Source organism: Streptomyces sp. NPDC044704, from assembly GCF_056433525.1.
This window is the reverse complement of sequence record NZ_JBWKGY010000003.1, coordinates 591,484-611,664: the sequence shown is the minus strand read 5'-3', so window position 1 is coordinate 611,664 and position 20,181 is coordinate 591,484. Positions and strand designations below refer to the sequence as shown.

General features: G+C 67.6%; 13 protein-coding genes. 11 read left to right on the top strand and 2 right to left on the bottom strand.

The genetic code is table 11. The features are described from left to right. Window positions 1–10: 10 nt before the first annotated feature. From rplA to AC07B0_RS10300, 7 genes are all read left to right on the top strand, one after another. Entirely contained in the window at window positions 11–739 is a 729-nt protein-coding gene (gene rplA, locus AC07B0_RS10330) for a 50S ribosomal protein L1 (protein ID WP_356871041.1), read from the top strand. A 192-nt stretch (window positions 740–931) separates the two neighbouring features. Further along, window positions 932–1,828: an SCO4651 family lipoprotein gene (locus AC07B0_RS10325; RefSeq protein ID WP_478897547.1), complete on the top strand. Its 897-nt coding sequence runs from the start codon at window positions 932–934 to the stop codon at window positions 1,826–1,828. A 71-nt stretch (window positions 1,829–1,899) separates the two neighbouring features. Next, window positions 1,900–2,844 (top strand): SCO4651 family lipoprotein, encoded by a 945-nt coding sequence (locus AC07B0_RS10320; RefSeq protein ID WP_478897545.1) that lies wholly within the window; start codon window positions 1,900–1,902, stop codon window positions 2,842–2,844. Window positions 2,845–3,149: 305 nt separating this feature from the next. After that, window positions 3,150–3,680, top strand: coding sequence for a 50S ribosomal protein L10 (gene rplJ / locus AC07B0_RS10315; protein WP_272259900.1), 531 nt, complete (start codon window positions 3,150–3,152; stop codon window positions 3,678–3,680). Window positions 3,681–3,790: 110 nt separating this feature from the next. Next, the gene (gene rplL, locus AC07B0_RS10310; RefSeq protein ID WP_386505837.1) at window positions 3,791–4,174 is read left to right on the top strand and encodes a 50S ribosomal protein L7/L12; all 384 of its coding nucleotides are present in this window, start codon (window positions 3,791–3,793) and stop codon (window positions 4,172–4,174) included. A gap of 571 nt (window positions 4,175–4,745) precedes the next feature. Then, window positions 4,746–8,228, top strand: coding sequence for a DNA-directed RNA polymerase subunit beta (gene rpoB, locus AC07B0_RS10305; RefSeq protein WP_356871034.1), 3,483 nt, complete (start codon window positions 4,746–4,748; stop codon window positions 8,226–8,228). Between the two features lie 97 nt (window positions 8,229–8,325). Next, entirely contained in the window at window positions 8,326–12,225 is a 3,900-nt protein-coding gene (locus tag AC07B0_RS10300) for a DNA-directed RNA polymerase subunit beta' (RefSeq protein ID WP_356871032.1), read from the top strand. 86 nt (window positions 12,226–12,311) lie between these two features. Here the strand turns inward: AC07B0_RS10300 and AC07B0_RS10295 are convergent, their stop codons facing one another. Beyond that, window positions 12,312–14,798 carry a YfhO family protein gene (locus AC07B0_RS10295; RefSeq protein ID WP_478897543.1) on the bottom strand — a complete coding sequence of 829 codons (2,487 nt, stop codon included), beginning with the start codon at window positions 14,796–14,798 and terminating at the stop codon, window positions 12,312–12,314. A gap of 412 nt (window positions 14,799–15,210) precedes the next feature. Between AC07B0_RS10295 and rpsL the strand changes: the two genes are divergently transcribed. From rpsL to tuf, 4 genes are all read left to right on the top strand, one after another. Beyond that, window positions 15,211–15,582, top strand: a complete 372-nt coding sequence (gene rpsL, locus AC07B0_RS10290) for a 30S ribosomal protein S12 (RefSeq protein WP_007265893.1) — start codon at window positions 15,211–15,213, stop codon at window positions 15,580–15,582. A 2-nt stretch (window positions 15,583–15,584) separates the two neighbouring features. Further along, the gene (gene rpsG / locus AC07B0_RS10285; protein WP_007265894.1) at window positions 15,585–16,055 is read left to right on the top strand and encodes a 30S ribosomal protein S7; all 471 of its coding nucleotides are present in this window, start codon (window positions 15,585–15,587) and stop codon (window positions 16,053–16,055) included. A gap of 39 nt (window positions 16,056–16,094) precedes the next feature. Next, complete coding sequence (gene fusA, locus AC07B0_RS10280; RefSeq protein WP_478897541.1) at window positions 16,095–18,227, top strand: elongation factor G; 2,133 nt, start codon at window positions 16,095–16,097, stop codon at window positions 18,225–18,227. 150 nt (window positions 18,228–18,377) lie between these two features. Continuing rightward, window positions 18,378–19,571, top strand: a complete 1,194-nt coding sequence (tuf, locus tag AC07B0_RS10275; protein WP_356871014.1) for an elongation factor Tu — start codon at window positions 18,378–18,380, stop codon at window positions 19,569–19,571. A 120-nt stretch (window positions 19,572–19,691) separates the two neighbouring features. Here tuf and AC07B0_RS10270 read toward each other — a convergent pair whose 3' ends face one another. Continuing rightward, on the bottom strand, window positions 19,692–20,147 hold the full coding sequence (locus tag AC07B0_RS10270; RefSeq protein WP_478897539.1) for a hypothetical protein: 456 nt from the start codon (window positions 20,145–20,147) through the stop codon (window positions 19,692–19,694). Between the last annotated feature and the right edge of the window lie 34 nt (window positions 20,148–20,181).

Below are 20,181 nucleotides of genomic sequence, written 5' to 3'. Positions count from 1 at the left end.
AGGAGCAGAAGTGAAGCGCAGCAAGACTCTCCGCGCTGCGGACGCCAAGGTCGACCGGGACAAGCTCTACGCCCCGCTCGAGGCCGTCCGTCTCGCCAAGGAGACCTCCGCGACCAAGTTCGACAGCACCGTCGAGATCGCCTTCCGCCTGGGTGTCGACCCGCGCAAGGCCGACCAGATGGTCCGCGGCACCGTGAACCTCCCGCACGGCACCGGCAAGACCGCCCGGGTCCTGGTCTTCGCGACCGGTGACCGTGCAGCGGCCGCGGAAGCCGCCGGCGCCGACATTGTCGGCGACGACGAGCTGATCAACGAGATCGCCAAGGGCAACCGCCTGAACGAGTTCGACGCCGTCGTGGCCACCCCGGACCTCATGGGCAAGGTCGGCCGCCTCGGCCGCGTGCTCGGTCCCCGTGGCCTCATGCCGAACCCGAAGACCGGCACCGTCACGATGGACGTCGCCAAGGCTGTCACCGAGATCAAGGGTGGCAAGATCGAGTTCCGCGTCGACAAGCACTCGAACCTGCACTTCATCATCGGCAAGGTCTCCTTCACCGATGAGCAGCTGGTCGAGAACTACGCGGCGGCCCTGGACGAGATCATCCGTCTGAAGCCGTCCGCCGCGAAGGGCCGCTACATCAAGAAGGCCGCCCTGAGCACCACCATGGGTCCCGGCATCGCCCTGGACTCGAACCGCACCCGGAACCTCCTCGTCGAGGAAGACCCGGCCGCGGTCTGATCAGGCCTCGCCTGATCCACTCCCAGAGTGGCTGAACGGGCCCCTCGCTCCCCTCACCGGGAGCGGGGGGCCCGTTTTCCGTGGTGGTGGTCACATGTGTCCCCCGGGGCGGGGAATGTCCGCGCGCCGGCGGCAGGGGGCCGCGTAGGGTCGTTCCGAACTGACGACCGATCAAAAGGGGTGGGGACCTCCGTGACCGCGAACCGGAAGAGGAACATCGGGGCCGCGCTGGCCGCCGTACTGCTGGTGGCGGGGGCCGCCACGGGGTGCGAGGACGGCGCGAAGGAGAGCTCCGGCCAGAAGACCGTCAAGGCGCTCAACGCGGCGTACGAGAAGACCTCCGCCGCGAAGTCGGCGAAGGTGCGGATGACGATGACCGCGCCCGCGTCGCTCGGCGCGGGCGGCACCGTGGAGATGACCGGTGTCCAGGGCTGGAACCCGCAGGTCATGGACATCACCATGAAGGGCTCGGTCGTACCGGGCGCCGGCGGCGAGTCCATGCGCGTGATCACGGCGAACGACGCCACGTACGTGGAGATACCGCCCGGCTCGGCGATGGCCTCGGGCATGGACGGCAAGCGCTGGATGAAGATGGACCTCCGCGCGGCTGCCGAGGCCGCGGGCGACGCCGGGGCCCTCTCCAAGCTCACCGGTCTGAGCGGCGCGGAACAGAACCAGGACCCGGCCAAGCAGCTCGCCCTCCTGCTCAGCTCCCCGAACGTGGAGCGCGTCGGCTCCGAGAAGGTCGAGGGCAAGGACACCGAGCACTACAAGGGCACCGTGACGCTCGACGAGATGCTCGCCGCGAACGAGTCCTCCGAGGCCCTGACCGAGACCGACCGCAAGCAGCTCGCCGAGGCCATGAAGAAGGCCGGCATCAAGGGCTACGACATGGACGTGTGGGTCAACGGGGACGGCTACCCGGCCCGCATGAAGGTCGGCATCGGGACCGCGCAGGGGCGGATGGACATCGAGGCCTCCTACTCGGACTACGGCTCCGGCACCACCGTCCAGACCCCGCCGGAGGGCGAGACCTTCGACCTCTTCGCGATGCTCGGAAAGCTCGGCCAGGAGGGCGCGGGGGCCTGACCACCCCCACCCCGCACACACACGTTCCACCGTTGCACCAGTACGAAGATCCACCCATGGGGGAGAACAAGATGAACAAGGCTGTCCGGACCCGGGCCGGTATCGCGATCGCGGGTACCGCACTGCTCGTGGGCGGCCTCACGGCCTGCGGGGGCGACAAGGCCGACGCGGGCGGGAGCAAGGGCGCGGACCAGGGCACGGCCGGGCGGGGCGGGGCCGCGCAGGCCGCGGCCCCCGCCCCCGCCGAGGCGGTGAAGGCGGCGTACCTGAAGACGGTCGCCGCCAAGACCGCCAAGGCGGACACGACGCTCACCGAGGGTGACGGCAAGAGCCAGCGGCTCGTCGGCACGCGGGGCTGGTACCCGGCGAGCTCCGACACGACGGACGGGGGCACGGGCGCCGACCGCACGATCATGCTCGGCGACACCGTCTACACCTCCATGGACAAGCCGCTCGAAGGCAAGACCTGGATGCGGATGAACCTGGCGAAGGACGGGAAGCCCGGCGTCCGGATCAACGACGACCCGGTCGAGTACCTCGCGCTGCTGCTGGGCCAGGAAAAGGTCGCGCTGGTGCCCGCGGAAGCGTCCGACGGGGCCGGCACCCGGCACTACAAGGCGGCCCTCACCCACGACGACCTGCTCAGGGCGGACGAGTCGACCAAGGTGATGGACGAGGCGAACCGCCGCTACCTCCACGAGTCGGTCAAGGACGTCACCGGCCAGGAGCTGGACGTGTGGATCGACGAGTCCGGCCGCCCCGTCCGCGTCGACACGTCGAGGACCGACACCAAGGGCAGGACCACCAAGGTCACGGCCCGTTTCTCCGACTTCGGCACGGCCCCGGCACCCGCCGCGCCGCCCGCAGACCAGGTCGTCGACTTCGACCACGTCATGAAGGGCGTCGACGACAAGCTGGCCCAGACCGACCGGGACCTGAAGGATGCCGACCAGACGCTGAAGGACGCCGACCAGACGCTGAAGGACGCCGGGCTGGGCGGGCTGAAGCGTTCCTGAGGGCTTCGCGGGTCGTTCCGGGGGCCCTCCCGGGGTCTCCCCGGGAGGGCCCTCCGGGGCGATTTGCCTCGGCTGGACCCCTTCACGTACTCTTCACCAGAAGCCAAAGACCGCTGGTCGTTGCCGTGCTCGAAAGAGGGCGGTGGCCGAAGGATCCGCTGAATGCGGACGTCCTGCGCAGGTGTTCGTGGAAGGTTCCCGGGTTTACCTGGTTGAGCCACGCCCCGTGCGCATGCGCCGGGGCGTTTCGTAATTTTCAGCCCCTTCTGAGCGGTCCTCATCACCCGGAAGGAGGCCGACGCTCTATGGCAAGGCCCGACAAGGCTGCCGCGGTAGCCGAGCTCACGGACCAGTTCCAGAGCTCGAACGCCGCCGTGCTGACCGAGTACCGGGGTCTCACCGTCGCGCAGCTCAAGACGCTGCGTCGCTCGCTCGGTGAGAACGCCCAGTACGCCGTGGTGAAGAACACGCTGACCAAGATTGCGGCCAACCAGGCCGGGATCACCGCGCTGGACGAGCACTTCGCTGGTCCGACCGCGGTCGCCTTCATCACCGGTGACCCGGTGGAGTCGGCGAAGAGCCTGCGTGACTTCGCCAAGGAAAACCCCAACCTGATCATCAAGGCGGGTGTCCTTGATGGTAAGGCGCTCTCCGCCGATGACATCAAGAAGCTTGCGGACCTCGAGTCCCGCGAGGTTCTGCTCAGCAAGCTGGCCGGCGCGTTCAAGGGCAAGCAGTCCCAGGCTGCCTCGCTCTTCCAGGCGCTGCCGTCGAAGTTCGTCCGCACTGCGGAAGCGCTTCGCGTCAAGCTCGCCGAGCAGGGCGGTGCCGAGTAATTCGGCTCGCGCACTGATCCACGCCGCCTAGTGCGTGGGTCGTAGCGGGCCGTTACGCCCGCCTCTCTATACATCCGGCACCTGCCGATTTAGTGGAAGGATCGCCCATCATGGCGAAGCTCACCCAGGACGAACTCCTCGCCCAGTTCGAGGAGCTCACCCTCATCGAGCTCTCCGAGTTCGTGAAGGCGTTCGAGGAGAAGTTCGACGTCACCGCCGCCGCGGCCGTCGCCGTTGCCGCCCCGGGTCAGGGTGGCGCTGCCCCCGAGGCCGCCGAGGAGCAGGACGAGTTCGACGTCATCCTCACCGGTGCCGGCGACAAGAAGATCCAGGTCATCAAGGTCGTGCGCGAGCTGACCTCCCTGGGTCTGAAGGAGGCCAAGGACCTCGTCGACGGCGCCCCGAAGCCGGTCCTCGAGAAGGTCGCCAAGGAGGCCGCTGAGAAGGCCGCCGAGTCCCTCAAGGCTGCCGGCGCGGCTGTCGAGGTCAAGTAACACCTCTGAGGCCGTCTGACGGCCTCAGCCAAGGGCGATCACCCGTAAGGGTGGTCGCCCTTTGGCGTACCCGCAGTGCCTGACTTGCCCTGGTCTCGTTGGGGAGTAGGGTGATCTTCGTTGCCTCGAAGCTGGGTCCGAAGATGATCCGCTCGGAGCACGGGGCCTTGACGAACGGCTGGCGGCGCGCAATTCTCAGTCCCGTCGCCGACTCGGCCGGTTCGGTCCGAGAAGCCAGGCATGGATCGGTTACGAAGAGGGCAGTACTGATACGCGCTCTGTGTACGAGAGCCGCGCCGTGGGACGCAGGGTTGGTTCGAAACAACATGGGGAAGGCCTGTTGCCGGTTTCCGGAAACCTGGTCTGGACATCAGTGAGCCAAGTGGCTACACTGACCCTTTGCGCTGCCTGTTAGCTGCCCCCTGCCCGTCGCCAGGGGCATGCCCACGCTTGAGCACACTGATTGATCGTCCCTGACCTGGCGTTTTCGCCGGATCGGGAGCGCCCGTCTTCTGTGTCGGCTGGGACCGGTACGCGCGTAGTGAGTCCGAGCCCTCGGAAGGACCCCCTCTTGGCCGCCTCGCGCAACGCCTCGACCAATACGAACAACGGTGCCAGCACCGCCCCGCTGCGCATCTCCTTTGCAAAGATCAAGGAGCCCCTCGAGGTTCCGAACCTCCTGGCGCTGCAGACCGAGAGCTTTGACTGGCTGCTCGGCAACGCCGCCTGGAAGTCTCGCGTCGAGTCGGCGCTTGAGAGTGGACAGGACGTCCCCACCAAGTCCGGTCTGGAAGAGATCTTCGAGGAGATCTCGCCGATCGAGGACTTCTCCGGGTCGATGTCGCTGACCTTCCGCGACCACCGTTTCGAGCCGGCGAAGAACTCCGTCGACGAGTGCAAGGAGCGCGACTTCACGTACGCGGCTCCGCTGTTCGTCACTGCCGAGTTCACGAACAACGAGACCGGAGAGATCAAGTCTCAGACGGTCTTCATGGGCGACTTCCCGCTCATGACCAACAAGGGCACCTTCGTCATCAACGGCACCGAGCGTGTCGTCGTGTCGCAGCTCGTCCGTTCCCCCGGTGTCTACTTCGACTCCTCCATCGACAAGACGTCCGACAAGGACATCTTCTCCGCGAAGATCATCCCGTCCCGGGGTGCCTGGCTGGAGATGGAGGTCGACAAGCGCGACATGGTCGGTGTCCGCATCGACCGCAAGCGCAAGCAGTCCGTCACCGTCCTCCTGAAGGCTCTCGGCTGGACCACCGAGCAGATCCTCGAGGAGTTCGGCGAGTACGAGTCCATGCGCGCCACCCTGGAGAAGGACCACACCCAGGGCCAGGACGACGCGCTGCTCGACATCTACCGCAAGCTGCGTCCGGGCGAGCCGCCGACCCGCGAGGCCGCTCAGACGCTGCTCGAGAACCTCTACTTCAACCCGAAGCGCTACGACCTCGCCAAGGTCGGCCGCTACAAGGTGAACAAGAAGCTCGGCGCCGACGAGCCGCTCGACGCCGGTGTGCTCACCACCGACGACGTGATCGCGACGATCAAGTACCTGGTCAAGCTGCACGCGGGTGAGACCGAGACGACCGGCGAGTCCGGCCGTTCGATCGTCGTCGAGACCGACGACATCGACCACTTCGGCAACCGTCGTCTGCGCAACGTCGGCGAGCTCATCCAGAACCAGGTCCGCACGGGTCTGGCTCGTATGGAGCGCGTCGTCCGCGAGCGGATGACCACGCAGGACGTCGAGGCGATCACGCCGCAGACCCTGATCAACATCCGGCCGGTCGTCGCCTCCATCAAGGAGTTCTTCGGCACCAGCCAGCTGTCGCAGTTCATGGACCAGAACAACCCGCTGTCGGGCCTGACCCACAAGCGCCGCCTGTCGGCGCTGGGCCCCGGTGGTCTGTCCCGTGAGCGGGCCGGCTTCGAGGTCCGAGACGTCCACCCGTCGCACTACGGCCGCATGTGCCCGATCGAGACCCCCGAAGGCCCGAACATCGGTCTGATCGGCTCGCTCGCGTCCTACGGCCGCGTCAACGCGTTCGGTTTCGTCGAGACCCCGTACCGCAAGGTCGTCGACGGTGTCGTCACCGACGACGTCGACTACCTGACGGCCGACGAGGAAGACCGCTTCGTCATCGCCCAGGCCAACGCCGGCCTGAACGACGAGATGCGCTTCACCGAGAACCGCGTACTGGTCCGCCGTCGTGGTGGCGAGATCGACTACATCGCCGGTGACGACGTCGACTACATGGACGTCTCCCCGCGCCAGATGGTGTCCGTCGCGACCGCGATGATCCCCTTCCTCGAGCACGACGACGCCAACCGCGCCCTCATGGGCGCGAACATGATGCGCCAGGCCGTTCCGCTCATCAAGGCGGAGGCGCCGCTCGTCGGCACCGGCATGGAGTACCGCTGTGCGGTCGACGCCGGTGACTCGATCAAGGCGGAGAAGGACGGTGTCGTCCAGGAGGTCTCGGCCGACTACATCACCGTCGCCAACGACGACGGCACGTACACCACGTACCGCGTCGCCAAGTTCTCCCGCTCGAACCAGGGCACCTCGGTCAACCAGAAGGTCATCGTCAACGAGGGTGACCGCATCATCGAGGCGCAGGTCCTCGCCGACGGTCCCGCGACCGAAGAGGGCGAAATGGCCCTCGGCAAGAACCTGCTCGTCGCGTTCATGCCCTGGGAAGGTCACAACTACGAGGACGCGATCATCCTGTCGCAGCGCCTCGTGCAGGACGACGTCCTCTCCTCGATCCACATCGAGGAGCACGAGGTCGACGCCCGTGACACCAAGCTGGGCCCCGAGGAGATCACCCGGGACATCCCGAACGTCTCCGAAGAGGTCCTCGCCGACCTCGACGAGCGCGGCATCATCCGCATCGGTGCGGACGTCGTCGCCGGCGACATCCTGGTCGGCAAGGTCACGCCCAAGGGTGAGACCGAGCTGACCCCGGAGGAGCGTCTGCTCCGCGCGATCTTCGGTGAGAAGGCCCGCGAGGTGCGTGACACCTCGCTCAAGGTCCCTCACGGTGAGATCGGCAAGGTCATCGGCGTCCGCGTCTTCGACCGCGAGGAGGGCGACGAGCTTCCTCCGGGCGTGAACCAGCTGGTCCGCGTCTACGTCGCCCAGAAGCGCAAGATCACCGACGGTGACAAGCTCGCCGGCCGTCACGGCAACAAGGGTGTCATCTCCAAGATCCTTCCGATCGAGGACATGCCCTTCCTTGAGGACGGCACGCCGGTCGACATCATCCTGAACCCCCTGGGTGTCCCGTCCCGAATGAACCCGGGACAGGTCCTGGAGATCCACCTCGGCTGGCTCGCCAGCCGCGGCTGGGACGTCTCGGGTCTCGGCGAGGAGTGGGCCGAGCGCCTGAAGGCAATCGGCGCCGACCGCGTCGAGCCCGGCACCAATGTCGCCACCCCGGTGTTCGACGGTGCCCGCGAGGACGAGCTCGCCGGCCTGTTCGAGCACACGATCCCGAACCGCGACGGCGACCGCCTGGTCCTCCCGTCCGGCAAGGCGCGTCTGTTCGACGGCCGCTCCGGCGAGCCGTTCCCGGACCCGATCTCCATCGGGTACATGTACATCCTCAAGCTCCACCACCTGGTCGACGACAAGCTCCACGCCCGGTCGACCGGTCCGTACTCGATGATCACGCAGCAGCCGCTGGGTGGTAAGGCACAGTTCGGTGGCCAGCGCTTCGGTGAGATGGAGGTGTGGGCGCTCGAGGCTTATGGCGCCGCGTACGCCCTCCAGGAGCTGCTGACCATCAAGTCCGACGACGTCACCGGCCGCGTGAAGGTCTACGAGGCCATCGTCAAGGGCGAGAACATCCCCGAGCCGGGCATTCCCGAGTCCTTCAAGGTGCTCATCAAGGAAATGCAGTCGCTCTGCCTCAACGTGGAGGTGCTGTCCTCGGACGGCATGTCCATCGAGATGCGCGACACCGACGAGGACGTCTTCCGCGCGGCGGAGGAGCTCGGTATCGACCTGTCCCGGCGCGAGCCGAGCAGCGTCGAAGAGGTCTGACGGGCCTGACGGGGGGCTCGCTCAAGAGCCCCCCGTCATCCCCGGGACCGTTCAGACCATGATTGAGACTCGACCCCGAAAGAGGGATTGACGCACAGTGCTCGACGTCAACTTCTTCGACGAGCTGCGGATCGGCCTTGCCACCGCGGACGACATCCGAACCTGGTCGCACGGCGAGGTCAAGAAGCCGGAGACCATCAACTACCGCACCCTCAAGCCCGAGAAGGACGGACTCTTCTGCGAGAAGATCTTCGGTCCGACCCGGGACTGGGAGTGCTACTGCGGCAAGTACAAGCGTGTCCGCTTCAAGGGCATCATCTGTGAGCGCTGTGGCGTCGAGGTCACGCGCGCCAAGGTGCGTCGTGAGCGGATGGGCCACATCGAGCTTGCCGCTCCCGTCACCCACATCTGGTACTTCAAGGGCGTCCCGTCGCGCCTCGGATACCTGCTGGACCTCGCGCCGAAGGACCTCGAAAAGGTCATCTACTTCGCCGCGTACATGATCACGTTCGTGGACGACGAGCGCCGCACCCGCGACCTCCCGTCGCTGGAGGCCCACGTCTCCGTCGAGCGCCAGCAGATCGAGAACCGACGCGACTCGGACCTCGAAGGCCGTGCCAAGAAGCTCGAGACCGACCTGGCCGAGCTCGAGGCCGAGGGCGCGAAGGCCGACGTGCGCCGCAAGGTGCGCGAAGGCGCCGAGCGCGAGATGAAGCAGCTCCGTGACCGCGCCCAGCGCGAGATCGACCGCCTCGACGAGGTGTGGAACCGCTTCAAGAACCTCAAGGTCCAGGACCTCGAGGGCGACGAGCTGCTCTACCGCGAGCTGCGTGACCGCTTCGGCACGTACTTCGACGGCTCGATGGGTGCCGCGGCGCTGCAGAAGCGCCTGGAGTCCTTCGACCTCGAGGAAGAGGCCGAGCGCCTCCGCGAGATCATCCGTACCGGCAAGGGCCAGAAGAAGACCCGTGCGCTCAAGCGCCTCAAGGTCGTCTCCGCGTTCCTGCAGACCAGCAACAGCCCCAAGGGCATGGTTCTGGACTGCGTGCCGGTGATCCCGCCGGACCTGCGTCCGATGGTGCAGCTGGACGGTGGCCGCTTCGCGACCTCCGACCTGAACGACCTGTACCGCCGCGTGATCAACCGCAACAACCGCCTGAAGCGCCTTCTCGACCTCGGTGCCCCCGAGATCATCGTGAACAACGAGAAGCGCATGCTCCAGGAGGCCGTCGACGCCCTCTTCGACAACGGTCGTCGTGGTCGTCCGGTGACCGGTCCCGGTAACCGTCCGCTGAAGTCCCTGAGCGACATGCTCAAGGGCAAGCAGGGTCGATTCCGTCAGAACCTCCTCGGCAAGCGCGTGGACTACTCCGCGCGTTCCGTGATCGTCGTCGGTCCGCAGCTGAAGCTGCACCAGTGTGGTCTGCCCAAGGCCATGGCGCTGGAGCTCTTCAAGCCGTTCGTGATGAAGCGCCTGGTCGACCTGAACCACGCGCAGAACATCAAGTCGGCGAAGCGCATGGTCGAGCGCGGCCGCACGGTCGTCTACGACGTCCTCGAAGAGGTCATCGCCGAGCACCCGGTCCTCCTGAACCGTGCGCCCACGCTGCACCGCCTCGGCATCCAGGCCTTCGAGCCCCAGCTGGTCGAAGGCAAGGCCATCCAGATCCACCCGCTCGTCTGCACCGCGTTCAACGCGGACTTCGACGGTGACCAGATGGCCGTGCACCTGCCGCTCTCCGCGGAGGCGCAGGCCGAGGCCCGCATCCTGATGCTGTCCTCGAACAACATCCTCAAGCCGGCCGACGGCCGTCCGGTCACGATGCCGACCCAGGACATGGTCCTCGGTCTGTTCTTCCTGACCACCGACGGTGAGCTCCGTGACGTCAAGGGCGAGGGCCGCGCGTTCGGCTCCACCGCCGAGGCGATCATGGCGTTCGACGCCGGCGAGCTCGCGCTCCAGTCGTCCGTCGACATCCGCTTCCCGGTGGGCACCATCCCGCCGCGCGGCTGGGTCGCGCCGGTCGCCGAAGAGGGCGAGCAGGAGTTCCAGCCGGGCGACAGCTTCCGTCTGAAGACGACCCTGGGCCGCGCGCTCTTCAACGAGCTGCTGCCCGAGGACTACCCGTTCGTCGACTACTCGGTGGGCAAGAAGCAGCTCTCCGAGATCGTCAACGACCTGGCGGAGCGCTACCCCAAGGTCATCGTGGCGGCGACGCTCGACAACCTGAAGGCGGCCGGCTTCCACTGGGCGACCCGTTCGGGCGTCACCGTGGCCATCTCCGACGTCGTCGTGCCCGAGGCCAAGAAGGCCATCGTCGCGGGCTACGAGGCGATGGACGAGAAGGTCCAGAAGCAGTACGAGCGCGGTCTGATCACCAAGGACGAGCGCACGCAGGAGCTCATCGCGATCTGGACCAAGGCGACCAACGAGGTTGCCGAGGCGATGAACGCGAACTTCCCCAAGACGAACCCCATCTTCATGATGGTTGACTCGGGTGCCCGAGGAAACATGATGCAGATGCGACAGATCGCCGGTATGCGTGGTCTGGTGTCGAACGCGAAGAACGAGACCATCCCGCGTCCGATCAAGGCGTCCTTCCGTGAGGGCCTCACCGTTCTGGAGTACTTCATCTCCACGCACGGTGCCCGTAAGGGTCTGGCGGACACCGCCCTGCGTACCGCCGACTCGGGTTACCTCACCCGTCGTCTGGTGGACGTCTCGCAGGACGTCATCATCCGCGAGGAGGACTGCGGCACCGAGCGCGGCCTCAAGCTCAAGATCGGTGTCAAGGACGAGGCGGGTGTCCTCCGCAAGGCGGACGACGTCGAGACCTCCGTGTACGCCCGCATGCTGGCCGAGGACGTCGTCATCGACGGCAAGGTCATCGCGCCGGCGAACGTGGACCTCGGTGACGTGCTCATCGACGCCCTCATCGCGAACGGCGTCGAGGAGGTCAAGACCCGCTCGGTCCTGACCTGCGAGTCCGCGGTCGGCACCTGTGCCTTCTGCTACGGCCGCTCCCTGGCCACCGGCAAGCTGGTCGACATCGGTGAGGCGGTCGGCATCATCGCCGCCCAGTCCATCGGTGAGCCCGGTACCCAGCTGACGATGCGTACCTTCCACACCGGTGGTGTGGCCGGTGACGACATCACGCAGGGTCTGCCGCGTGTCGTCGAGCTCTTCGAGGCCCGTACCCCGAAGGGTGTCGCCCCGATCTCCGAGGCCGCCGGCCGCGTGCGGATCGAGGAGACCGAGAAGACGAAGAAGATCGTCATCACGCCCGACGACGGCAGCGAGGAGACGGCGTTCCCGATCTCCAAGCGCGCCAAGGTCATCGTGCACGAGGGCGACCACGTCGAGGTGGGCCAGAAGCTCACCATGGGTGCCACCAACCCGCACGACGTGCTGCGCATCCTCGGCCAGCGTGCCGTCCAGGTCCACCTGGTCGGCGAAGTCCAGAAGGTCTACAACTCGCAGGGCGTGTCGATCCACGACAAGCACATCGAGATCATCATCCGGCAGATGCTGCGCCGCGTGACGATCATCGAGTCCGGCGACGCGGAGCTCCTGCCGGGCGAGCTCGTCGAGCGCTCGAAGTTCGAGACCGAGAACCGTCGTGTGGTCACCGAGGGCGGTCACCCCGCCTCCGGCCGTCCGCAGCTGATGGGTATCACCAAGGCCTCGCTGGCGACGGAATCCTGGCTGTCGGCCGCCTCCTTCCAGGAGACGACCCGAGTCCTGACGGATGCGGCGATCAACGCCAAGTCCGACAGCCTCATCGGCCTCAAGGAGAACGTCATCATCGGTAAGCTCATCCCGGCCGGTACGGGTCTGTCCCGCTACCGCAACATCCGGGTCGAGCCCACCGAGGAAGCCAAGGCCGCGATGTACTCGGCCGTCGGTTACGACGACATCGACTACTCGCCCTTCGGCACCGGCTCCGGCCAGGCAGTCCCGCTGGAGGACTACGACTACGGCCCGTACAACGGCTAACAGCTCGTACGAAGAAGCCCCCCGCCGCTCCGAGAGGAGTGGCGGGGGGCTTCTTCGTGTCCGGGGGACGGAGGCGGGGCCGTGCGTCAGCCGCGGCGGCGGCGGAGGTGGGTGGTGGTGGTGACCGAGAGGAGGGTCAGGAGGGCCAGGGCGGCGGCCGCCAGGCCCGGGGTGAGGCCCTTCGGGGTGAAGGTGCAGGAGACCTCGTCCGTGCCCGGGGCCAGGTCCACGGCGACCAGGCCGTGGAACTCGCGCAGCGGGGCGGAGCACTGCCAGCCCGGGACGGCCGTCATGGCGAAGACGGCGCTGCCGGTGGCGCCGGGCGGCAGGGTGGCCTCGATGCCGTGGCCGCCCGCGTCGACGGAGGTGGCGCCGGTGGCCGTCAGCTGCCGGACGGCGGTGTCGAGCCGGCCGCGGTCGAGGCAGCCGACGGGGTGGGCGCCGGCCGTGGCGCCCTCGGTGCGGGTGTCCACGGCCACCTCGACCCGGCCCGACGCCGGGACCGTGCCCAGGGGGAGGACGCCGCTCGTGCGGTCCTCCAGGGGGCGGTGGAGGTCGCCGCTGCGCAGGGTCCCGTAGAGCTCGGGGGAGTACCAGTAGGCCTCGGAGCCGGGGGTGCAGAGGGCGGTGTACGTCTGCGCGGTGGCGGTGCCGCCGGAGGTGACCTCGGGGACCTGGTAGACGGCCGAGCCCAGGACGTTCTCCTGGCGGGCGTAGACGCTGTCCGCGGGGTTGGGGGAGGTGAACGGCGCGCCGGGGCGGACGGTGACCAGCGGGGGAGCGGGGAACTTCGCACCGGTCCACGAGCCGGGGGAGCCGCCCGGGCGGACGCGGGCGCCGATCGAGAAGATCGCGTCGAGCACCGGGTTGTCGGCGCCGAAGAAGGTCCGGCCGTCGTTCTTGTAGCCGTACCCGAGGGGTTCCAGGGCCCGGTACGTGGCCTCCGGGAGGTAGCTGCTGTAGTACTGCGGACCCTGCGCCCGGAGGGCGAGGGCGTCGTTGTACGAGGTCTGCGGTGCGCCCGAATCGGTCCGGTAGGCGGGCCACCCGTCGACCCCGCGGACGGCCTCGAAGTGGCGGGTGATCGATTCGCCGGAGGTCGTGGCCGGCTTCGCCCAGCGTTCGCGGGCCCGCCGGGCGTCGGCGTTGGCCGCGGCGGCGGTGGACTCGGCGAAGACGACGGCGACCATCAGGGCGGCGGCCACCGGGACCAGGAACCGGCGCTTCTCGGCGCGCCCCAGCCCGAGGAGGACCAGGGCCAGCAGCGAGACGGCGCCGCCGCCGAGCACGGCCGGCCAGGTCCAGCCGCCGAAGTCGTCGGTCTTGCGGAGCACGAAGGCGGCCACGACCAGCAGCGCGGCGGCCGCCGCCAGGTGGAGTGACCGCGGCCGGTGGGCCAGGGCCAGCCAGGCCAGGACCACGACCATGCCGCTGAAGACGAAGGCCTCGCGGTACGGATTGCCGTTCGGGACGGCGAGCCCGTGCCACACGTACTGGGTCGGCGGGAACTGGAAGGAGACGAGCACGAGCAGGGTCGCGGCCGCCCACACCAGCCGCGTCCGCTTCGCGATGGCCGTGTTGAAGAGGAAGGTCGCGGCCAGGATCAGGCCGAGGGAGGCGACGTAGAGCCGGGGCCGGCCGCCCCACAGGTGCGTCGCCGGGAGCATGCCGGCGAGGAAGACCTCGATGCGCACGGGGTCGAACGCGCCCGCCTTGGTGGGCTGCGCCGCCCCGCTGGACAGGAACGACGGCAGGAGCAGGGGCAGGGTCAGCAGGATGCCCGTCGCGGCCGCCGTGGCCGCCCGGGCCAGTGCCCGCAGCCGCTGCGCGCCGGTCAGCTCCAGGGTGGCCAGGCGGATGGCCAGGAGCACGCAGGCGGCCATGGTGGCCATCATCGCGGTGTAGAAGTTGCCGAACCAGGCGAGGGCGACCAGCAGGGCCACCCCGGGCCAGCGGCGCCCCTCCAGGCACCACTCGACGGCGATGCCGAGCAGCGGGAGGGCGACCAGGCCCCACAGCCACATCGGGACGTACGAGGCGTCGCTCAGCGCCCAGCCGCACAGCCCGTACGTCGCCCCGAGCACCCCCCGCTGCCACCACGGGCCGGGGTGGAGCTTGCCGAGGTACACGGTCATCAGGGCGGCGGCGGTGCCCATCGTGACCGGGGTGACCGCGAAGACGGCCAGGTCCACGTGCTCGCGCGGGACGAGCACGGCCAGCCAGGAGAACGGGTTGCCGAGGTACGTGTAGTAGTCGGACAGGAACTGCTGGCCGAAGCCCCCGCGCCAGGTGAACAGGAGGTCGCCGGCGGCCTGGCCGTGGACCAGGTCCCAGAGGGCGCGGTGGAAGGGCACGTACTGGTTGGCCTGGTCGTTGATGGCCCGGCCGGTGGTGCCGAAGGGGTACGTGCCGCGGGCGACCCAGGCCGCGCAGAAGGCGCCCGAGGTGACGAGGAACGCCAGCAGGGGGCCGTAGAGGCGGGCCAGGCGGCCGCGCCGGGGGGGCGAGGGGCTCCGTACGTCGTCGCGAGGCGGACTTCCGGCCGTCTTCGGCTCCGAGGTGGCGGTCCCCAATGTCCTGCTCCTGGCGCTCGTACGGTGTTGGGCTGCGTTTGGACTGACTCGCTGGGATTCGCTGGCAGTGTAGTTGGCCCGCCCTACCACGCCGGTGCCCGGTCCGCACGTCCGCCCCGCCCCGGAGGGCGAATGCCCGTGCGGCGCCTGACCTGTGGAGGTGTGCGGGCTGTGGCGGCGGGGCTTATGTTTTGACCGGAGTGGATGCGGTAGGTACGCTCAGACCTTGTGCCTGGGGTGTGCCTGGGCTCCTGTGCGTGTCCATCAACCGCACGCGAGCCCGCATCGGCCACCGCGATCCATGCGTTTCCGTGCTTGCGCGGAGGTCCGCCGGATCCGACACACCCGACCGCGTGGGTCGGCAAAGTTCCAGGTTAGCTTCACTACACGGCACACAGAAACCGGAGAAGTAGTGCCTACGATCCAGCAGCTGGTCCGTAAGGGCCGGCAGGACAAGGTCGAGAAGACAAAGACCCCCGCGCTTGAGGCTTCGCCCCAGCGTCGTGGCGTCTGCACGCGTGTGTTCACGACCACCCCGAAGAAGCCGAACTCGGCGCTGCGTAAGGTCGCGCGTGTGCGTCTGACCTCCGGCATCGAGGTCACCGCTTACATTCCGGGTGAGGGACACAACCTGCAGGAGCACTCGATCGTGCTCGTGCGTGGTGGCCGTGTGAAGGACCTGCCGGGTGTTCGTTACAAGATCATCCGCGGTGCGCTTGACACCCAGGCTGTCAAGAACCGCAAGCAGGCCCGCAGCCGCTACGGCGCCAAGAAGGAGAAGTAAGAATGCCTCGTAAGGGCCCCGCCCCGAAGCGCCCGGTCATCATCGACCCGGTCTACGCATCTCCTCTGGTGACGTCGCTCATCAACAAGATCCTCCTGAACGGCAAGCGCTCCACCGCCGAGCGCATCGTCTACGGCGCCATGGAAGGCCTCCGCGAGAAGACCGGCAACGACCCGGTCATCACGCTGAAGCGCGCGCTGGAGAACGTCAAGCCGTCCCTCGAGGTCAAGTCCCGCCGTGTCGGTGGCGCGACCTACCAGGTCCCCGTCGAGGTCAAGCCGGGTCGCCAGTCGACCCTGGCGCTCCGCTGGCTCGTGGGTTACTCCCGCGCCCGTCGTGAGAAGACCATGACCGAGCGCCTCATGAACGAGCTGCTCGACGCCTCCAACGGTCTTGGCGCTGCCGTCAAGAAGCGCGAGGACACGCACAAGATGGCCGAGTCCAACAAGGCCTTCGCGCACTACCGCTGGTAGTCCCACCCCACATCGAGACCGAGAGAAGACCGAAGCCTTATGGCTACCACTTCGCTTGACCTGGCCAAGGTCCGCAACATCGGGATCATGGCCCACATCGACGCGGGCAAGACGACCACCACCGAGCGCATCCTGTTCTACACCGGTGTGTCGTACAAGATCGGTGAGGTCCACGACGGCGCCGCCACGATGGACTGGATGGAGCAGGAGCAGGAGCGTGGTATCACCATCACGTCTGCCGCCACCACCTGCCACTGGCCGCTCGAAGATGTTGACCACACCATCAACATCATCGACACCCCGGGTCACGTCGACTTCACCGTCGAGGTGGAGCGTTCGCTCCGCGTCCTCGACGGCGCCGTCACCGTGTTCGACGGTGTGGCCGGCGTCGAGCCGCAGTCCGAGACCGTTTGGCGTCAGGCGGACCGCTACGGCGTTCCGCGCATCTGCTTCGTCAACAAGCTCGACCGCACGGGTGCCGAGTTCCACCGCTGCGTCGAGATGATCAAGGACCGCCTCGGTGCGGTTCCGATCGTCATGCAGCTCCCCATCGGTGCCGAGGCCGACTTCCAGGGTGTCGTCGACCTCGTCCGCATGAAGGCGCTCGTCTGGTCCGCCGAGGCGACCAAGGGCGAGATGTACGACGTCGTCGACATCCCCGCCTCCCACGCCGAGGCCGCCGAGGAATGGCGCGCCACGCTCGTGGAGCAGGTCGCGGAGAACGACGAAGAGATGATGGAGCTCTTCCTCGAGGGCATCGAGCCCACCGAGGAGCAGCTGCACGCCGCCGTGCGTCGCATCATCCTCGGCTCCGGCAAGGGCAAGGGCGAAGCCACGATCACCGCGGTGTTCTGCGGTACGGCGTTCAAGAACAAGGGCGTCCAGCCCCTGCTCGACGCCGTCGTGCGCTACCTGCCCTCCCCCCTGGACATCGAGGCCATCGAAGGCCACGACGTCAAGGACGCCGAGGTCGTCGTGAAGCGCAAGCCTTCGGACGAGGAGCCCCTCGCGGCGCTCGCGTTCAAGATCATGAGCGACCCGCACCTCGGTAAGCTCACCTTCGTCCGGGTTTACTCGGGCCGCCTGGAGACCGGCACCGCGGTGCTGAACTCCGTGAAGGGCAAGAAGGAGCGCATCGGCAAGATCTACCGCATGCACGCCAACAAGCGTGAAGAGATCGATGCGGTGGGCGCCGGCGACATCGTCGCCGTCATGGGCCTGAAGCAGACCACCACCGGTGAGACGCTGTGTGACGACAAGGCACCCGTGATCCTGGAGTCCATGGACTTCCCGGCTCCGGTCATCCAGGTCGCCATCGAGCCCAAGTCCAAGGGTGACCAGGAGAAGCTGGGTGTCGCCATCCAGCGTCTCGCGGAGGAGGACCCCTCCTTCCACGTTCACTCGGACGAGGAGACGGGCCAGACCATCCTCGGCGGTATGGGCGAGCTGCACCTCGAGGTGCTGGTCGACCGTATGAAGCGCGAGTTCAAGGTCGAGGCCAACGTCGGCAAGCCGCAGGTCGCGTACCGCGAGACCATCCGCAAGTCGGTCGAGCGTCACGACTACACCCACAAGAAGCAGACCGGTGGTACCGGTCAGTTCGCCAAGGTGCAGATCGCGATCGAGCCCATCACCGAGGCCGACGGTCCGGCGTACGAGTTCGTGAACAAGGTCACCGGTGGCCGCATCCCGAGGGAGTACATTCCTTCGGTCGACGCCGGTGCGCAGGAAGCCATGCAGTTCGGCATCCTGGCCGGCTACGAGATGACCGGCGTTCGCGTCATTCTTCTCGACGGTGGCTACCACGAGGTCGACTCCTCCGAGCTCGCCTTCAAGATCGCCGGTTCGCAGGCCTTCAAGGAGGCCGCGCGCAAGGCTTCTCCCGTGCTCCTCGAGCCGATGATGGCCGTCGAGGTCACCACGCCGGAGGAGTCCATGGGCGACGTCATCGGTGACATCAACTCCCGCCGTGGCCAGATCCAGGCCATGGAGGACCGTCACGGAGCCAAGATCGTCAAGGGCCTCGTGCCGCTTTCGGAGATGTTCGGCTACGTCGGAGACCTCCGCAGCAAGACCTCGGGTCGCGCCAGCTACTCGATGCAGTTCGACTCCTACGCCGAGGTTCCCCGGAACGTCGCTGAGGAGATCATCGCGAAGGCCAAGGGCGAGTAACTCTTCCGAGTACACGCTTTAGGCTTGCCACCGGAGCCTCTGGGGTAACAGGAGCAACCCTCCCGTTGCCCCGGGGGAACCGGCTATCCAGCAAAGATCACCTGGCGCCGATGATTCAAGGCGTACAGAACCACTCTCAGGAGGACCCCCGTGGCGAAGGCGAAGTTCGAGCGGACTAAGCCGCACGTCAACATCGGCACCATCGGTCACATTGACCACGGTAAGACGACCCTCACGGCCGCCATTACCAAGGTGCTGCACGACAAGTACCCGGACCTGAACGCGGCTTCGGCCTTCGATCAGATCGACAAGGCTCCTGAGGAGCGCCAGCGCGGTATCACCATCTCGATCGCGCACGTCGAGTACCAGACCGAGGCGCGTCACTACGCCCACGTCGACTGCCCGGGTCACGCGGACTACATCAAGAACATGATCACCGGTGCCGCGCAGATGGACGGTGCCATCCTCGTGGTCGCCGCCACCGACGGCCCGATGCCGCAGACCAAGGAGCACGTGCTCCTGGCCCGCCAGGTCGGCGTTCCGTACATCGTCGTCGCCCTGAACAAGGCCGACATGGTGGACGACGAGGAGATCCTGGAGCTCGTCGAGCTCGAGGTGCGTGAGCTCCTCTCCGAGTACGACTTCCCGGGCGACGACCTGCCGGTCGTCCAGGTCTCGGCGCTCAAGGCGCTCGAGGGCGACAAGGAGTGGGGCGACAAGCTCCTCGGCCTGATGGACGCCGTCGACGAGGCGATCCCGACCCCGCCGCGTGACACCGACAAGCCGTTCCTGATGCCCGTCGAGGACGTCTTCACGATCACCGGTCGTGGCACCGTCGTCACCGGTCGTATCGAGCGTGGTGTCCTCAAGGTCAACGAGACCGTCGACATCATCGGCATCAAGACCGAGAAGACCACCACCACGGTCACCGGCATCGAGATGTTCCGCAAGCTGCTCGACGAGGGCCAGGCCGGCGAGAACGTCGGTCTGCTCCTCCGTGGCATCAAGCGCGAGGACGTCGAGCGCGGCCAGGTCATCATCAAGCCCGGTTCGGTCACGCCGCACACCGAGTTCGAGGCCGCCGCGTACATCCTGTCGAAGGACGAGGGTGGTCGTCACACCCCGTTCTTCAACAACTACCGCCCGCAGTTCTACTTCCGTACCACGGACGTGACCGGCGTCGTGACCCTCCCCGAGGGCACCGAGATGGTCATGCCGGGCGACAACACCGACATGACGGTCTCGCTGATTCAGCCGGTCGCCATGGAGGAGGGCCTGAAGTTCGCCATCCGTGAGGGTGGTCGTACCGTCGGCGCCGGCCAGGTCACCAAGATCACGAAGTAATTTCGTGCTCTGACCTGGTAGCTCGCGCGAGCGGGCACCATGTTTGACGGAAGGGCCCCTTCCCACCGCTCCGGCGGCGGGAAGGGGCCCTTCTGCGTGCCCGGGGAGCTCCGTGGGGGCTCACTCCGGCGGGAGCGGTGGCAGGGGGGCGTCGGCGAAGGGCGTGACCCCGTCCGGCCAGGTGAAGGCGAAGCGGCGCGAGGGCCCGTCGTACGACACCGAGGCGCCGCACGCGGGGAGTCCGAAGCGGCGGTGGATCCAGCCGTCGAGGGCGAGGGCGGCGGCCTCCGAGCGGAAGTGGGCGTGCGGGTACGTGAGCGCGTCCACGTCGAGGACCAGGACTCCGTCCGCGGCGAGCCGCTCGGCGTGCAGCGACGCCCCGAAGGCGAGCCAGGCCGCGTCCTTCCAGTGGAGGGCGCGGTCCGCGGGCAGCCGCAGGCGCAGCCCGCGGTGGATCTGGAGGCCGGGGGAGCGCGGGACGGTGTCCGTCCCGTACGCGCCGGCGCTCAGGTCGGCGGCCAGGCCCGCGCCGGCGTGGAGGAAGCGGTAGCGGAAGACCTCGTGCATGGCGGTCATCCTCCGTGAGGGCGGTGGGAGGGGCCCGTGGGGG